This is a genomic window from Yersinia sp. 22-579, assembly GCF_030433455.1.
In the GTDB taxonomy this organism is placed as follows: Bacteria; Pseudomonadota; Gammaproteobacteria; order Enterobacterales; family Enterobacteriaceae; genus Yersinia; species Yersinia enterocolitica.
On record NZ_JAUJTZ010000001.1, the window covers coordinates 398665 to 416098 of the forward strand.

Consider the following 17434-nt stretch of genomic DNA (forward strand, 5'->3'; position numbering starts at 1 on the left):
TTACGTTATGGACCAAATAGTCTGAAAAACCTTTGACCCTATAAATAATGTGGCTTGCAAGCCGGTAGCTCAAAAAATACCCGCAATGTACTGGTGCCTTTTAGCGCCATTTCATCGCTAAAAAACGGTGAAAAAATAGGTTATAGAAGGGGGCTAAGATTTTAATTCTGGCACGTTCTACTGATTTAACTTCTTTTACTTTGACAATCGGCTGTGCATTTGCGAAAACATCATAGGAAGAAGAAATTATCTGCGCGCCATAATTTCAGATTTGGTATCAGTGATACCAATCGAAAGCCCTGGAATGTTTTCGATTAATACTGGATGGCATGTGGAGTATGTTCTCGAACAACCGTAGGGGGGATGTTTCTGCTGTTGTTCGTGATGCGCTATCTCTTCCTCAACGCTAATAATCATCGAGTGCCTCGCATGCGATTGGACAGACAGGGTGTGAGATAACAACGTATTGATATATTTGCATAAAACAGGCTGCGGGTCGTTGTTTGCCACATATTCTAAATTTATTGATGATGAGAGTATGTCGCAGACTTAAGGAAATTAAGAGAGACTATAAGATGACAGATAATAAAAAACGTCCGGGGAAAGAGCTTGATCGTATAGATCGTAACATCCTAAATGAATTACAAAAGGATGGGCGTATCTCCAACGTTGAGCTTTCAAAACGAGTAGGGTTGTCACCAACACCATGTCTGGAACGGGTTCGCCGCTTAGAGCGTCAGGGCTTCATTAATGGCTATACTGCACTGCTTAATCCACAATATTTGGATGCATCATTGCTGGTTTTCGTTGAGATTACTCTGAATCGTGGTGCTCCGGATGTGTTTGAGCAATTTAACACCGCAGTACAAAAACTCGATGAAATTCAAGAGTGTCACTTGGTTTCCGGTGATTTTGACTATTTATTGAAAACCCGCGTGCCCGATATGTCTGCTTACCGTAAATTACTCGGTGAGACCTTGCTTCGCCTACCGGGTGTCAATGACACTCGGACCTATGTGGTGATGGAAGAAGTGAAGCAGACTAGCCATCTGGTGATTAAAACGCGATAAACAGGCAGGTGCAAAACCTGAGTAATTTGGTTACACTCCTGTTTATTCATACAGTTTCAGCGCCGGGAAGGTTCTCGGCGTTGTTATTCATACTAGTTAACAGGAACCTGGAGAGCCTTTCTTGAGCCAGGAATATACAGAAGATAAAGAAGTTACTTTGAAAAAACTCAGCAGTGGGCGTCGTTTGCTTGAGGCTGTTTTGATTGTAGTAACCATTCTGGCAGCCTTCCTAATGGCCGCGCTGCTTAGTTTCAATCCTTCAGACCCGAGTTGGTCACAAACCTCATGGCACGAGCCTATCCATAATCTTGGCGGGAGCGTAGGTGCCTGGATGGCTGATACATTGTTCTTCACTTTTGGTGTATTGGCGTATGCAATTCCCGCCATTATGGTGATGTTGTGTTGGGCCGCATTCCGCCAGCGTGATGCCAGTGAGCATATCGATTACTTTGCCCTCTCGCTGCGGCTGATTGGCACATTAGCGCTGATTTTAACGTCATGCGGGCTGGCTGCCTTAAATATTGACGATCTGTATTACTTCGCCTCAGGTGGGGTAATCGGTAGTCTATTCAGTAATGCCATGTTGCCGTGGTTCAATGGCGTTGGTGCTACCCTGACGTTGCTTTGTATCTGGGCTGTTGGTCTAACGCTTTTCACTGGTTGGTCATGGTTAGTCATTGCGGAGAAGATTGGTGGAGTCGTCTTAGGTTCATTAACATTTATGACTAATCGTTCACGTCGCGAAGAACGTTATGATAATGAAGATGACGATTACCAAACTGAAGAAGCGAATACCGTCGAGCAAGATAAGGGTGTCGGTGTAAATAATAAAGCGCTAGCAGGTGTCGCTGCGGCTAGCGCGCTGGTGGCCAATTCAGCTCATGCGGATGACGACGATGTTTTGTTCTCGGCACCATCTGTAACTGACACGCCTGTTAGCCCAATATTGGATGGGGCAATTCCGACAGATGAAATTGTGGCTGAAAGCGATGAGTCATTAAATAATTATGATCCATTATTGAGTACATTGCGTGCGACAGATAATGGCGAACAGCCCGGATTAACTTCTGCTGGGAATCCGTCTGAACCCATAATCAACCACAGCGCAGTGCCGATGGTTGATAATGTCGCCGCAACGCCGCCGCTCTATTCTTTTGAGATCCCACAAGAAGCGACGTCTCCTGCGCCAACACGGATTGCGCCACCGGTTGAACGGCCTGAGCCTCAACTGGGTTCATGGGATAAACCCGCAACCCCAACCAGCCATTCGCCATTTGATTTTTCTGCGGCACAACGCCATAGCGATCAGGTGGAAAATACACCATATATGAATCCAGTATTAGGCATAGATACAGATAGCCTGGCCGCGATGGGGTCAGTCAGTCACCCTGGATCCGTTTCTGCTGCTGGGATTGTCGCAGCAAGTGCAACCGCAGCTACGTTTATGCCAGCATTTACTGCTACCAGTGATAGCAGTTCGCAGGTTAAACAAGGTATAGGACCGGAGTTACCACGGCCTAATCCTGTCCGCATCCCTACTAGGCGCGAGCTGGCATCCTACGGCATCAAACTCCCGTCTCAACGTATGGCGGAGCAGGAGCAGGAGCAACGTCAGCAAGAAGTGCAAACGCCTCAAACGCCCGAAACACCGTTTACCGCAGGTGCCACATCTGAAGATGATGATGCATTAGAACAGGCAATCTTGCGTAAAGCCTTCGCTGATCAGCAATCCGAACGTTATGGGCAATCAGCCGATACGGGAGTGAATACTTTCTCAGCGGTAGAGCCGGAAGATGAGCAAGCCTTGCAAGAGGCGGCATTACGACAAGCTTTTGCCGCGCAGCAACAACATCGCTATGGCGCAATGCAGGGTGAAAACAGTGACAATAGTCAATATGAACATGTTGTTATTGAAGAGATGCAGCCTGTAGATACTCGCAGCGCTTTCACGTTCTCGCCTGTTGCCGATCTGGTTGATGAAAGCCCGCGTGAGCCTCTGTTCACACTGTCTCCGTATGTTGACGAAGCCGCACAGCCTACACCCGTGCAAAGTTCTTCAGCACCAGAGCACACTGAACAGGTTTCGGCCTATCAACCATCAGCGGCAAATCAAACTCATCAAGCATATTCAGGTCAATCAACACCAGTGCAACCTACGGCAGCAGCACAGCCAGTATCACCGGTGCAACCAACCCCTGCGATGGACAGTTTGATTCATCCGTTCCTGATGCGTAATGACCAACCTTTGGTCAAACCGACAACCCCATTGCCTACGTTGGATCTCCTTTCTTCGCCGCCAGCGGAAGAAGAGCCGGTTGATATGTTTGCTTTGGAGCAAACAGCTCGCTTGGTCGAAGCGCGGCTAGGGGATTATCGGGTGAAAGCGGAAGTGGTCGGTATTTCACCAGGGCCAGTGATTACCCGCTTTGAACTTGATTTAGCCCCGGGCGTCAAAGCTTCACGTATCTCCAATCTTTCTCGTGACTTGGCTCGCTCGCTATCGGCCATTGCTGTCCGTGTGGTTGAGGTCATTCCTGGCAAGCCTTATGTCGGGTTGGAACTGCCCAATAAACATCGTCAGACCGTTTATTTGCGCGAAGTGCTTGATTGCGCCAAATTCCGAGATAACCCATCACCGTTAGCTATCGTATTGGGTAAAGATATTGCCGGGCAACCGGTAGTGGCTGATCTTGCAAAAATGCCGCACTTGCTGGTGGCGGGTACAACCGGTTCCGGTAAATCGGTTGGTGTTAACGCCATGATCCTCAGCATCTTGTATAAAGCCACGCCAGATGATGTGCGCTTTATCATGATTGACCCAAAAATGCTGGAACTGTCGGTGTATGAAGGCATTCCTCATCTGTTAACCGAAGTGGTTACGGATATGAAGGATGCGGCGAATGCATTGCGCTGGTGTGTTGGCGAAATGGAACGGCGTTATAAGCTGATGTCGGCTTTAGGTGTACGTAACCTCGCTGGGTATAATGAGCGAGTTGCACAAGCTGAAGCTATGGGGCGGCCAATTCCAGATCCATTCTGGAAACCCTCCGACAGTATGGATATCTCACCACCAATGCTGGTGAAATTGCCTTATATCGTCGTCATGGTGGATGAGTTTGCTGACCTGATGATGACAGTGGGTAAGAAAGTTGAAGAGTTGATTGCTCGTTTGGCGCAAAAAGCCCGAGCAGCCGGCATTCATTTGGTTCTGGCAACTCAGCGACCATCTGTGGATGTGATTACTGGCTTGATTAAAGCCAATATCCCAACCCGTATCGCATTTACGGTTTCCAGCAAGATTGACTCACGAACTATCCTTGATCAGGGGGGAGCGGAATCACTACTGGGTATGGGGGACATGCTGTATATGGCACCTAACTCCTCAATTCCGGTACGTGTTCACGGTGCTTTTGTCCGAGATCAGGAAGTGCATGCAGTCGTTAATGATTGGAAAGCGCGAGGCCGGCCTCAATATATTGAGAGCATTCTCAGTGGTAGCGATGAGGGTGAAGGCGGTAGCCTTGGTCTGGATAGCGACGAAGAGTTGGACCCACTGTTTGATCAGGCGGTGAATTTTGTTTTGGAGAAACGCCGTGCGTCTATCTCCGGTGTGCAGCGCCAATTCCGTATTGGCTATAACCGCGCCGCACGTATCATTGAACAAATGGAAGCTCAGCAGATTGTCAGTACACCGGGGCATAACGGTAATCGTGAAGTATTGGCCCCGCCGCCACATGAGTAGTCATATTTTGCTCTGAGGCAATTAATATAGACAGGGCCGCTTTGCGGCCCTTATGCAAAGAAGCATAAACCCCATATTTATCAGAGAATTTTATAAGGTATTTAGAATAATGAAAAAACTGCTTGTTGCTTGCTGTCTGTTATCGGGGTTAATTTCGGCTCACGCGCTGGCCGATGCCAGTTCCGACTTACAAGCTCGCCTGAGCAAGGTGAACAGTTTCCATGCTAACTTCTCGCAAAAAGTGACCAGCTCAGAGGGTACTGCGGTACAAGAAGGCGAGGGTGAGTTATGGGTGAAGCGGCCTAATTTATTTAATTGGCACATGACTTCCCCTGACGAGAGCGTTTTGATTTCTGATGGTGAAACATTGTGGTTCTATAACCCATTTGTTGAACAGGCAACGGCGACCTGGCTGAAAAATGCCACAGGCAATACGCCATTTATGCTTATCACCCGTAATAATCCAGATGATTGGAAACAATATAATGTGAAGCAGAAAGGTGATGATTTTGAACTGACACCGAAAAGTGCCAGCGGTAATCTGAAGCAATTTGCTATCACAGTGACGCCAACGGGCACCATTAAAAGCTTTACTGCGGTTGAGCAAGATGGGCAGCGCAGCGCTTATACGCTGAAAGGTCAGCAAAATAGCTCAGCAGATGCCAGCAAATTTAAGTTTACCCTACCAAAAGGCGTGACGCTGGACGACCAGCGGCAGTGAGGTCTGTGTGAGTAATATGTCCCTCGATTTTTCCCAGAATGAGTTTCAGCCATTGGCCGCGCGTATGCGGCCTTTGACGTTGGAGCAATATATTGGTCAGCAGCATTTGCTGGCTCCGGGTAAACCGTTACCGCGGGCAATCGTTGCCGGGCAATTACACTCAATGATCCTTTGGGGGCCTCCGGGAACCGGAAAAACCACGTTGGCAGAAATTATTGGCCGTTATGGTCAAGCTGATGTTGAACGTATTTCTGCGGTGACCTCCGGCATTAAAGAAATTCGTGAAGCGATTGAACGTGCCCGCCAAAACCGCGACGCGGGGCGGCGAACCATTTTATTTGTTGATGAAGTTCATCGCTTCAATAAAAGCCAGCAAGATGCATTCCTACCCCATATTGAAGATGGCACGATCACATTTATTGGTGCCACCACTGAAAACCCTTCATTTGAGCTGAATTCGGCTTTGCTCTCTAGGGCTCGGGTTTATTTGCTCAAAGCTCTCACTGCCGCAGACATTGAAAAAGTTATCGATCAAGCAATGTCAGATAGCAGTCGGGGCTATGGTGGGCAGAATATAAAACTGCCAGATGAAACCCGCCGCATGATGTCTGAATTGGTGGGGGGCGATGCGCGCCGTGCTTTGAATAGCCTTGAAATGATGGCCGATATGGCAGAAATAGATGCCAACGGGGTTCGAGTGTTAACCCCAGATTTGCTGAAAGAAGTGTCAGGTGAGCGTAGCGCGCGCTTTGATAATAAAGGTGATCGCTATTATGACCTCATCTCGGCAGTCCATAAATCCATTCGTGGTTCTGCGCCAGATGCTGCCTTGTATTGGTATGCGCGAATTATTACGGCGGGCGGTGATCCACTTTATGTTGCCCGACGTTTACTGGCTATTGCGTCAGAAGATATTGGCAATGCCGATCCTCGCGCGATGCAAGTGGCGATATCAGCGTGGGATTGTTTTACCCGTGTTGGCCCAGCTGAAGGTGAGCGAGCGATTGCTCAGGCTATTGTTTATCTAGCCTGTGCGCCGAAAAGTAATGCGGTTTACTCGGCGTTTAAAGCAGCAATGCAAGATGCGCGTGATAAACCAGACTTTGATGTGCCGGAACATCTGCGTAATGCACCAACTAAACTCATGAAAGAAATGGGTTTGGGGGCTGAATACCGTTATGCCCATGATGAACAACATGCTTATGCTGCCGGTGAGAACTATTTTCCACCAGAAATGGCCTCGACCCGCTACTATTTACCGTCATCCCGAGGTCTGGAAGGCAAAATTGGTGAAAAGCTGGCATGGCTGGCTGAGCAGGATCAAAATAGCCCGATAAAACGCTACCGCTAGCCTTGCTGTTGCGGTAAGGTTAGCGCTATATAGAACTGCTAAGCGGCTGTTTATGCTGCTTACGCGGTTAAATTCTTTTCAATAACCCTTTATACCCCAAATCATGGCGTTGCTAACAACACGGCAATTCCAGTTCAAGGGTGTAACCATAACTACAAGCACAGGACTAGCATGCTCGATCCCAATATGCTGCGCAATGAGCTAGACGCAGTTGCCGAAAAACTGGCTCGCAGAGGTTTTAAACTTGATGTTGAGATGTTGCGCCAACAAGAAGAGCGCCGCAAAGTTTTACAGGTTGAAACAGAAAGTCTGCAAGCAGAACGTAACTCCCGATCGAAACTGATTGGTGCGGCTAAGGCGCGTGGCGAAGATATCGAACCATTACGTCTTGAAGTCAACGAGTTGGGTGAAAAGCTGGATGCAGCCAAGGCAGAGCTGGACAAGTTGCAAAACGAAATCCGCGATCTGGCATTGTCGATTCCTAATCTGCCGGATGATTCGGTTCCAGTGGGTAAAGATGAAAACGATAATCTTGAAGTCAGCCGTTGGGGCGAACCACGGCAGTATGACTTTGAGGTGAGAGATCACGTTTCTTTGGGTGAAATGGCTGGTGGGCTTGATTTTGCCGCTGCGGTGAAACTGACTGGTGCGCGTTTTGTGGTGATGAAAGGGCAAATTGCTCGTATGCACCGCGCATTGGCACAGTTCATGCTGGATCTTCATACTGAAAAACACGGTTATCTGGAAACTTATGTTCCTTATTTAGTTAACCATGCGACTCTGTACGGTACCGGCCAGTTGCCTAAATTTGGTGGTGATCTTTTCCATACCAAACCACTGGAAGAAGAATCTGACAGCAGCAACTATGCATTGATTCCAACGGCAGAAGTGCCGGTGACCAATCTGGTGCGTGATGAGATTCTGGAAGAAGAGTCTCTGCCATTGAAAATGACGGCACATACACCTTGCTTCCGTTCTGAAGCGGGTTCCTATGGCCGTGATACCCGTGGCTTGATCCGTATGCATCAATTCGACAAAGTTGAGATGGTGCAGATAACCCGCCCAGAAGATTCTATGGCGGCACTGGAAGAGCTGACCGGCCACGCAGAGAAAGTGCTGCAATTGCTGGAATTGCCATATCGCAAAATGCTGCTGTGTACTGGTGATATGGGCTTTGGTTCGAGCAAAACTTACGACTTGGAAGTGTGGCTGCCAGCGCAGAATACTTATCGAGAAATTTCTTCATGTTCAAACATGTGGGATTTCCAGGCTCGCCGTATGCAAGCACGTTGCCGTAACAAAACTGACAGAAAAACCCGTTTGGTTCATACCCTGAATGGTTCTGGTCTGGCGGTTGGGCGTACTTTGGTTGCAGTGCTGGAAAATTACCAGCAGGCTGATGGCCGTATCCAGGTACCAGAAGTTTTGCGCCCTTATATGGGTGGTTTGGAATTTATTGGTTAGTCACGAGTCAATATGCCTCGCTTGATTATCAAATAGTTATAAAGCGCCCTCGGGCGCTTTTTCTTTTTTGGGTTATGGCGAATACACAGAATTCAACGCGCAGAGATTTATCCAACAACATATTGTGCTATCGACTCTCGTGATGTAATTGACTTTTTTATCACCAGTGGCATGATGCGCTCACTTTTCTTGTTCCGACGGCTTCAATCTTATTATGTCCGCATATTCTCGCCCGGTGCTGCTTTTGCTCTGTGGGCTTTTGCTGTTTACGATTTCTATCGCGGTTTTAAATACATTGGTTCCCTTATGGCTTTCTCATCAACAATTGCCGACCTGGCAAGTTGGGATGGTAAGTTCATCGTATTTTAGCGGGAATCTGGTTGGGACATTGATTGCCGGGCGGATTATCCAACAACTCGGTTTTAATCGCAGCTACCATTATTCCTGTATTTTATTCGCGCTAGCGACGTGCGGGTTAATGCTGTCGGTTGATTTTTGGAGCTGGTTAGGGTGGCGCTTTTTCGCTGGTGTGGCCTGCGCGTTAATTTGGGTTATTGTCGAAAGCGCATTATTGCGCAGTGGTACAGTAACCAACCGAGGGCAACTGCTGGCGGCCTATATGATGGTTTACTATCTGGGCACGGTCACTGGGCAATTACTCTTGGGCGTGGTTTCGACTCAACTACTGAGTGTTATTCCGTGGGTCAGTGCTTTGGTCATTACCGCGATGTTACCGCTGTTATTTGCACATTTTTCTCATCAAGATAGCAGTGATGTACCCCATATCGCCGTTTGGCCGATGCTGAAGCGTCGTAGTGCGCGTTTGGGGATTAATGGCTGCATTATCTCCGGTGTGTTGTTAGGTTCGCTCTATGGTCTGCTGCCGTTGTATTTATCGCATCAAGGAATGAGTGACGCCAGTGTTGGATGGTGGATGGCATTGCTGGTCAGTTCAGGGATTATTGGTCAGTGGCCAATAGGCAAAATGGCCGACCGCTATGGTCGTTTGCTGGTGCTGCGGATTCAGGTGTTTGTAGTGATTCTCGGTAGTATAGCGATTCTGGGTAACTATGCGCTGGCGCCGGCACTGTTTATTTTGGGGTGCGCCGGTTTTACCCTTTATCCTGTCGCCATGGCGTGGGCATGTGAAAAGGCGAGTGCCGATGAATTGGTCGCAATGAATCAGGCGCTATTGATGAGTTATACCATCGGTAGCCTGACCGGCCCGACCATGACTTCATTATTGATGCAGCGCTATTCAGACAATCTATTGTTTATCATGATTGCGGGTGTGGCTTTGGTGTATTTAATGATGTTGCTGCGCAAACCCGATCAACAAAAAACACCATTCGCTGCGGTGTAACCGCCAAAAAAATACCGCCAGCGAGGAGATCTTGCATGGCGGTATTGATTGAAAGTCAGCTAATGTTCTGATGATTATTAGTAGATCACTTTGTGACCATAGCTTTCAAGAATACCTTTCACGCGGTCCATAATCTCCGCGGTAGGGGGCTTCACCCCATCCAGTTTGTATTCTTCGCCCATGGCAATCCATTTGTGCTTACCGAGCTCATGGTAAGGCAACAATTCGATTTTCTCGATATTGGTCATGTTCTGAGTGAATTCACCCAGCATATGAGCGGATTTGTCATCATCTGACCAACCTGGCACAACCACATAACGGATCCAGGTTTTTTGATTGCGTTTTGCCAGGTAACGAGCAAATTCCAAGGTTCGGTGATTGGATACGCCGACCAGATTCTGATGCACGCTGTCATCCATCTGTTTTAAATCCAGCATCACTAAATCGGTGGCATCCAGTAATTCATCAATCACCGGATCATAACGGCGCACAAAACCATTGGTATCCAGACAAGTGTGAATACCTTCTTCGTGACAGGCGCGGAACCAATCACGGACAAACTCAGCCTGTAAGATGGCTTCGCCACCGGAGGCAGTAACACCGCCACCAGAAGCATTCATAAAATGGCGATAGGTAACGGCTTCTTTGACCAATTCTTCAACGGTAACTTCCTTACCGCCATGGGTGTCCCAGGTATCACGGTTATGGCAATACAGGCAGCGCATGAGGCAACCCTGGAAGAATACGATAAATCGAATACCAGGGCCGTCAACGGTGCCACAGGATTCAAATGAGTGAATGCGGCCAAGTACGGACATTGCAGGTTACTCCAATACTGGATAAATAAAGGCCCCACGAAGGTGGAGCCTTTTAGTCTAATCTATTTTAGTTAGAACTTATATTGACTGTGTGAATGTACGTGTAATCACATCCTGCTGCTGTTCTTTAGTCAGCGAGTTGAAACGAACAGCGTAGCCTGATACACGGATGGTCAATTGCGGATATTTTTCCGGATTTTCCATCGCATCTAACAGCATTTCGCGATTCATTACGTTCACGTTCAGGTGTTGACCACCTTCGATGGACGCCTCGTGATGGAAGTAACCATCCATCAGACCTGCCAGGTTAGCTTTACGAACTTCGTCGTCTTTACCCAGTGCGTTTGGCACGATAGAGAAGGTGTAAGAAATACCATCTTTCGCGTAAGCAAACGGCAGTTTAGCAACAGAAGTCAGAGAGGCAACAGCACCTTTCTGGTCACGACCGTGCATTGGGTTAGCACCTGGACCGAATGGAGCGCCAGCGCGGCGGCCATCTGGGGTGTTACCTGTTTTCTTACCATAAACCACGTTAGAGGTGATGGTCAGCACAGACTGAGTTGCGACTGCACCACGGTAAGTACGCAGCTTCTGAATTTTCTTCATGAAGCGCTCAACCAGGTCACAAGCGATGTCATCAACGCGTGAGTCGTTGTTACCAAACTGTGGATATTCGCCTTCGATATTGAAGTCGATAGCCAGACCATCAGCATCACGAATGGTGCTTACTTTGGCATATTTGATAGCAGACAGGGAGTCAGCAGCAACAGACAGACCTGCGATACCACACGCCATAGTACGGTAAACATCACGGTCATGCAGGGCCATCAGTGCAGCTTCGTAGCTGTACTTGTCATGCATGTAATGGATGATATTCAGCGCAGTAACGTATTGTTTAGCCAGCCAATCCATAAAGTGATCCATGCGTTCCATGACTTTGTCATAGTCCAGCACTTCATCCATCATTGGCGCTTCTTTCGGGCCAACCTGGATCTTCATTTTTTCATCGACGCCGCCGTTAATTGCATACAACATGGTTTTCGCCAGGTTGGCACGCGCGCCGAAGAACTGCATTTGTTTACCGACAATCATCGGGCTAACACAACATGCGATGGCGTAGTCATCGTTGTTGAAGTCAGGACGCATCAGGTCATCATTTTCATACTGTACAGATGAAGTATCGATAGACACTTTAGCTGCATATTTTTTGAAGTTCAGTGGCAGCTTTTCAGACCACAGGATGGTCATGTTCGGTTCTGGAGACGGCCCCATGGTGTACAGGGTGTTCAAGAAGCGGAAGCTGGTTTTAGTCACCAGAGTACGGCCATCAACGCCCATACCAGCCAGAGACTCAGTTGCCCAGATTGGGTCACCAGAGAACAGCTCATCATACTCAGGGGTACGCAGGAAGCGAACCATACGCAGTTTCATTACCAAATGGTCAATCAGTTCCTGCGCTTCGATTTCAGTCAGTTTACCTTCTTTCATATCACGTTCGATATAAACGTCGAGGAAGGTAGAAACACGGCCGAAGGACATTGCAGCGCCGTTCTGAGATTTAACCGCAGCCAGGTAGCCGAAGTAAGTCCACTGTACTGCTTCTTTAGCGTTAGTTGCTGGACCAGAAATATCACAACCATATTTGGCTGCCATTTCTTTGATTTGACCCAGAGCGCGATGCTGTTCAGCAATTTCTTCGCGCAGCTGAATGGTCATTTCCAGGTCTTTACCGTTTTCCAGGTCATCCTGCAAAGAGTTGAACTGAGCCAGTTTGTCTTTCATCAGGAAGTCGATACCGTAAACGGCTACACGACGATAGTCACCGATGATACGGCCACGGCCATAAGCATCTGGCAAACCAGTCAGTACACCAGATTTACGGCAGTTCAGGATGTCTTTGGTATAAACGTCAAACACACCTTGGTTATGTGTTTTACGGTATTCGGTGAAGACTTTTTTCAGTTGCGGGTCAAGTTCGCGACCGTAAACTTTGCAAGAGCCTTCTACCATTTTGATGCCGCCGAATGGGATCAGGGCACGTTTCAATGGTTTTTCAGTCTGCAAACCAACGATGGTTTCCAGATCTTTATTAATGTAGCCAGCATCGTGTGAAATGATGGTCGCTGCTACGTCGGTATCGAAATCAACTGGCGCATGAGTGCGGTTTTCCAGTTTGATACCTTCCATAACTTGCGCCCACAACTTGTCGGTCGCTTCGGTAGAGCCGGCAAGGAAGGACTCATCGCCTTCATAAGGGGTGTAGTTTTTCTGGATGAAGTCACGAACATTGACTTCTTTTTGCCAGTCACCTTGGGTAAAACCTTGCCATGCTTTGGCCAATTTTTCATTAAGTTCGGTCATAATGCATCTACCTTTTAATGTGAATTTCTTCGAAAACCGTGTGCGGCCACACTTAGTGTTGCTGGTCACCGCGCAGATAAATTACCCAGTAAGTCAAACCTACCAATAATCCGCCACCAATGATGTTGCCGATAGTGACTGGGATCAGGTTATCAATAATAAAGTTACTTACGGTTAAGTTAGCAAATTGCTCAGGTGCTGCTCCTATGGATTGCCAGAACTCAGGCGAAGCAAAGTTTTTAATCACAATACCCATAGGAATCATAAACATATTTGCGATGCTATGCTCAAAGCCGCTGGCAACAAACATGCCCACCGGTAAAATCATCGCAAACATTTTGTCCATTATGGTACGGCCGGAGTAACTCATCCAAACCGCCAGGCAGACCATTAAGTTGGCCAAAATACCCAAACATACTGCTTCAACAAAAGTATGGTGCAATTTGTGGTCGGCTGTTTGTAAAACATTCAAGCCCCATTGACCATTTGCCACAGTATATTGGCCCGCGAACCAAATAAGGCACACGAAGAATAGCGCACCGCACAGGTTCCCAATATAGACATTAACCCAGTTGCATCCCAGTTGACGCCAGGTAATACGGCCACTGGCTTTGGCCACCGTAGTCAGAACAGTAGAAGTGAAAAGATCACCACCACATACCACCACTAACATTAGCCCCAGGGAGAAACAAATACCACCTACCAACTTGGCAAAACCGAAAGGCACGCCAGCAGTACCGGTAGTCGCTGTAATATAAAAAACAAACGCAATTGAAATAAACACACCAGCAGTAATCGCTAAATAAAAAGTTTTTAGCGGATGCTTGGTGGCTTTATAGACACCGGCATCTTCGGCTACTTTAGCCATTGCCGCAGGTAATAATGCATCGAAGGGGTTGTCAGCTTTCACACTAACTCTCTCTTAAGGGTTAATAAAGCACAACGAGATACTAGCAAAGCAGTATAGCGTGAAAATTGATGTGGATCATATTGCGAGAGTTTAGTTCGCTTTAAAACACTACTAAATGTGTGCTTAATGAGGTTAAGTTTTTGATTTTTAAAATAAAAAAATATTTTAAGATTTACAAAAAATTTTGATTACACTGTTTTAAAGCCGTTGAGAACGTTAACTAAAAGCAGCATTTGTAGCTATTTTAATTCACCGTCGTCATTAAAAATTAACTATTTATTTACCTATTTGTCTGCTTTCCATGATTGGTAAATAATGTTTGCTTAAAGGTGCTGTTTTTACCCTAAGCGGCGTCAGAAAATAACGTTTTTTTATGACAAAAACAATTGCTAGCTGGTGTCATTGGTATTTATTTTGGTTAGGAATAATTGCAGAAATTAATAGCTGGAAAATATGCGATAAAAAGCGGCGAAATGCCGCTTGAGGTTAATGACAAAGTGCTCGTAACGGTGAAAGCAGGCAGATCGTAAAGACGCCACACTTCTTTTGTTAAAACAAGCCTTCCCTGGGGGCTCGAGCCGCGCCCTCCCTGGCGCGGACGCACCTGCTTTCACCTTGCAAGATCGAGTTATCGGGTTTTATCAGCAGTCTGAAGCGGCGAAATGCCGCTTACTCGCTTTTTGCCCAATAACGGCGTTTCGCCGTCTGCAATTTAGCGTAAGCACCCAGCAGCGCTTGGTGTGCTGGCAGGGCTTTGAGATCTTCATCCACACTGAACAGGCCATTGAAGCGCTCTTCACCGGCGATGGCTGCGGATGCAGCCTCTACAGCTTCCTGACCATACATTTTCACGAATGCATTGTAATATTGAGCAGGGTCGCGATCTGGCTCTTGGGTCAACAGCAACAGAGTTTGTAGGCAACGATAGTAGTTTGCCTGTTTTGCGGTAAAGACCGAAGAGTTGAAGTCTTGTGTCCATTCCACCCAAATCAGTGCTTGCTCCAAATCACCGCCAGCCAGCGCCAGCATAGATTTCAACTCACCCACCCGCAGTGTGTACCAGCCGTTATCTTTACCAGAGGCAATACCCAGCAGCTCGCGCACGCGGGCGAAATCATCCAACCCTTCATCATCCAGGGTTTGAATGAGTTCCAGATACTGCTCTGGTTGCCAATCACTGCCTGGCAGCGCTAGCAAGGTATCACGCAGGTGCACACCCATGGTGTTGTTCGCCATCAGCAGATCTTCAGCTGGATAAATATCAGACATCCCCGGCACCAAAATTCGGCAAGCATACACTCCTAAGTGTTCATAATCGGCGATGTACACTTCGGCGTCTTCTTGCTTGAAGATAGTCATTAAGGTGGCAAACTCTTCTTCTGTCGTACCTTTAAAGCTCCAATCCACGAAGGGATAATCAGCCTGTTGTTTAAACATATCCCAGCTGATTAGACCGCTTGAATCGATAAAGTGTGTTTCCAGATTGGTATGCTCGGCTACTTCTTCTTCATCAAAGGTTGGCGCGGTGAATACATCTAAGTCTTTGAGGCTACGGCCTTGCAACAGCTCAGTGACGGTACGCTCAAGGGCCACACCGAAGTCTGGATGTGCGCCGAATGAAGCAAAACATGTTCCGTTTGACGGGTTAAACAACACCACACAAATTACTGGGTATTTGCCACCTAAAGAGGCATCGTATGACAGGATCGGGAAACCTTCCTCTTCCAGTTTTGCGATAGCTTCCACCACGCCTGGATAGCGGTTTAACACCTCGGCCGGGATTTCCGGCAAGCTGATAGATTCTGCGATAATGCGATTCTTCACTGAACGTTCAAACACTTCAGACAATGCCTGTACGCGAGCTTCATTGGCGGTATTACCTGCAGACATGCCGTTTGAAACATACAGATTGCCGATAATATTCATTGGAATATAGACGGTTTCTAAATCTGACTGGCGGGTGAATGGCAGAGAACAAATACCGCGCGCCGCATTCCCTGACTGCAAATCCACCAGGTCACTGGCGACCAGTTCGTTTTCTGGATCGTAAAACGCCAGCAAGCGCTCATCCAGAATACCTTCCGGCAATAAATCATCTTCAGGAATTGGGAACCATTTCTCATTTGGGTAGTGAACGAAATCACCCTCAGCAATAGCTTTACCCAGATAGAAGTCGGCAAAGAAATAGTTAGTGGATAAACGCTCGAAATATTCACCCAAGGCCGACGCCAGTGCGGCTTTCTTGCTGGCACCTTTACCGTTGGTAAAGCACAGCGGGCAGTCACGATCGCGGATATGTACCGACCAAACGTGAGGAACTGGGTTCAGCCAGGAGGCTTCTTCAATATTAAAACCGAGGTCGCTCAGTTTTTGCTGAAAGCGGGAGATAGAGTCTTCCAGCGCGGCGTCTTTGCCGGGAATAAAGGTTTGGGTCATGGTCTTCACTTTTTGGCGGTACTAAAAACGCGCAATCATACGGGTTTTTAGTTAATAGCTCCATGTATTCCTAAAGCACAGTAAATGTCACAGTTTTCGTATGGATATTCCGGATAATTCACTAGCTTATAAATAATGGAGTCATAATATGAAATATATAAAGCTAACTGTCTTAGCCGGAATCTTAGCAGGGATCAGCGGTTCGGCCTTTGCTCTGCCCAATATTACCTTATTGGCGACCGGGGGAACTATCGCCGGTGGCGGTGATTCAGCCACTAAATCTAACTATACTGCGGGCAAACTAGGAGTCGATGCTCTGGTTAACGCCGTGCCAGAAATGAAAAAACTCGCCAATATTCAGGGTGAGCAAGTGGTCAATATCGGTTCTCAGGATATGAATGATGAAGTTTGGCTGAAATTAGCGAAAAAAATTAATGCTGATTGTGCCAAAACCGACGGATTCGTCATCACTCATGGGACTGATACATTGGAGGAAACCGCCTATTTCCTCGATTTAACTGTTAATTGTGATAAGCCTGTGGTGATGGTTGGGGCAATGCGCCCGGCCACAGCTCTGGGGGCAGACGGGCCGCTGAATCTCTACAACGCCGTGGTGGTTGCCAGTGACCCTAACTCCGCTAAACGCGGCGTGCTGGTGGCGATGAATGATACGGTGTTAACCGGCCGTGATGTTATGAAAACCAACACCACTTCGGTGCAAACTTTCCAATCACCTAATACTGGCCCACTGGGCTATATCTATGATGGTAAAGTGAACTATCTTCATCAGCCTGCACCACGCCAGCCAGCCTTTGATATCAGCAAGCTAAATGAGCTACCGAAAGTGGGTATTATTTATAACTATGCCAATGCCTCTGACTTACCCGCTAAGGCATTGATTGAAGATGGTTATAAAGGGATTGTCAGCGCTGGTGTGGGTAACGGTAACCTGTATAAAACAGTATTCGATACGCTGGCAACGGCGGCACACAATGGCGTCGCAGTAGTGCGTTCGTCCCGCGTCCCCACAGGCTCTACTACTGAAGATGCTGAAGTTGATGATACCAAATATGGCTTTGTTGCTTCTGGCTCACTTAATCCACAAAAAGCACGGGTGCTGTTGCAATTGGCATTAACCCAAACGCAAAAACCACAAGAAATTCAAAAGTTGTTCCACGCGTATTGATAGATCCAATCT

The 17434-nt window shown here is 47.4% G+C and carries 11 protein-coding genes; 7 read left to right on the top strand and 4 right to left on the bottom strand.

Annotation, left to right across the window (positions count from 1 at the left end):
* Positions 1-575 precede the first annotated feature (575 nt).
* The 6 genes from lrp to QSV56_RS01900 all read left to right on the top strand — a co-directional run bounded on the left by lrp (position 576) and on the right by QSV56_RS01900 (position 9711).
* Positions 576-1070: a leucine-responsive transcriptional regulator Lrp gene (lrp, locus tag QSV56_RS01875; RefSeq protein ID WP_005162770.1), complete on the top strand. Its 495-nt coding sequence runs from the start codon at positions 576-578 to the stop codon at positions 1068-1070.
* A 121-nt stretch (positions 1071-1191) separates the two neighbouring features.
* A complete protein-coding gene (locus tag QSV56_RS01880; protein WP_050129974.1) occupies positions 1192-4812 on the top strand; it encodes a DNA translocase FtsK 4TM domain-containing protein in 3621 nt (1206 codons plus the stop codon).
* 109 nt (positions 4813-4921) lie between these two features.
* On the top strand, positions 4922-5533 hold the full coding sequence (lolA, locus tag QSV56_RS01885) for an outer membrane lipoprotein chaperone LolA (protein ID WP_019079882.1): 612 nt from the start codon (positions 4922-4924) through the stop codon (positions 5531-5533).
* 7 nt (positions 5534-5540) lie between these two features.
* Positions 5541-6884, top strand: a complete 1344-nt coding sequence (locus tag QSV56_RS01890; RefSeq protein ID WP_032900749.1) for a replication-associated recombination protein A — start codon at positions 5541-5543, stop codon at positions 6882-6884.
* A gap of 171 nt (positions 6885-7055) precedes the next feature.
* Positions 7056-8348 (top strand): serine--tRNA ligase, encoded by a 1293-nt coding sequence (serS, locus tag QSV56_RS01895; RefSeq protein WP_005162747.1) that lies wholly within the window; start codon positions 7056-7058, stop codon positions 8346-8348.
* A 214-nt stretch (positions 8349-8562) separates the two neighbouring features.
* Positions 8563-9711: an MFS transporter gene (locus QSV56_RS01900; protein WP_019083455.1), complete on the top strand. Its 1149-nt coding sequence runs from the start codon at positions 8563-8565 to the stop codon at positions 9709-9711.
* 77 nt (positions 9712-9788) lie between these two features.
* Here QSV56_RS01900 and pflA read toward each other — a convergent pair whose 3' ends face one another.
* The 4 genes from pflA to ycaO form a co-directional block, all read right to left on the bottom strand.
* Positions 9789-10529, bottom strand: a complete 741-nt coding sequence (gene pflA / locus QSV56_RS01905; protein ID WP_005171041.1) for a pyruvate formate lyase 1-activating protein — start codon at positions 10527-10529, stop codon at positions 9789-9791.
* A gap of 78 nt (positions 10530-10607) precedes the next feature.
* Complete coding sequence (pflB, locus tag QSV56_RS01910; RefSeq protein ID WP_005166521.1) at positions 10608-12890, bottom strand: formate C-acetyltransferase; 2283 nt, start codon at positions 12888-12890, stop codon at positions 10608-10610.
* 52 nt (positions 12891-12942) lie between these two features.
* Positions 12943-13800, bottom strand: coding sequence for a formate transporter FocA (focA, locus tag QSV56_RS01915; protein ID WP_005166519.1), 858 nt, complete (start codon positions 13798-13800; stop codon positions 12943-12945).
* A 669-nt stretch (positions 13801-14469) separates the two neighbouring features.
* Positions 14470-16236 carry a 30S ribosomal protein S12 methylthiotransferase accessory factor YcaO gene (ycaO, locus tag QSV56_RS01920; RefSeq protein ID WP_050129975.1) on the bottom strand — a complete coding sequence of 589 codons (1767 nt, stop codon included), beginning with the start codon at positions 16234-16236 and terminating at the stop codon, positions 14470-14472.
* A 148-nt stretch (positions 16237-16384) separates the two neighbouring features.
* On the opposite strand from ycaO, the gene ansB reads away from it, so the two are divergent.
* A complete protein-coding gene (ansB, locus tag QSV56_RS01925; protein WP_046050705.1) occupies positions 16385-17422 on the top strand; it encodes an L-asparaginase 2 in 1038 nt (345 codons plus the stop codon).
* Positions 17423-17434: the final 12 nt, after the last annotated feature.

What these genes read in the sequence shown, in the direction of transcription:
- lrp (WP_005162770.1), top strand. Translation starts at nt 576, where the DNA reads ATGACAGATAATAAAAAACGTCCGGGGAAAGAGCTTGATCGTATAGAT.
- lolA (WP_019079882.1), top strand. Translation starts at nt 4,922, where the DNA reads ATGAAAAAACTGCTTGTTGCTTGCTGTCTGTTATCGGGGTTAATTTCG.
- serS (WP_005162747.1), top strand. Translation starts at nt 7,056, where the DNA reads ATGCTCGATCCCAATATGCTGCGCAATGAGCTAGACGCAGTTGCCGAA.
- QSV56_RS01900 (WP_019083455.1), top strand. Translation starts at nt 8,563, where the DNA reads ATGTCCGCATATTCTCGCCCGGTGCTGCTTTTGCTCTGTGGGCTTTTG.
- pflA (WP_005171041.1), bottom strand. Translation starts at nt 10,529, where the DNA reads ATGTCCGTACTTGGCCGCATTCACTCATTTGAATCCTGTGGCACCGTT.
- pflB (WP_005166521.1), bottom strand. Translation starts at nt 12,890, where the DNA reads ATGACCGAACTTAATGAAAAATTGGCCAAAGCATGGCAAGGTTTTACC.
- ycaO (WP_050129975.1), bottom strand. Translation starts at nt 16,236, where the DNA reads ATGACCCAAACCTTTATTCCCGGCAAAGACGCCGCGCTGGAAGACTCT.
- ansB (WP_046050705.1), top strand. Translation starts at nt 16,385, where the DNA reads ATGAAATATATAAAGCTAACTGTCTTAGCCGGAATCTTAGCAGGGATC.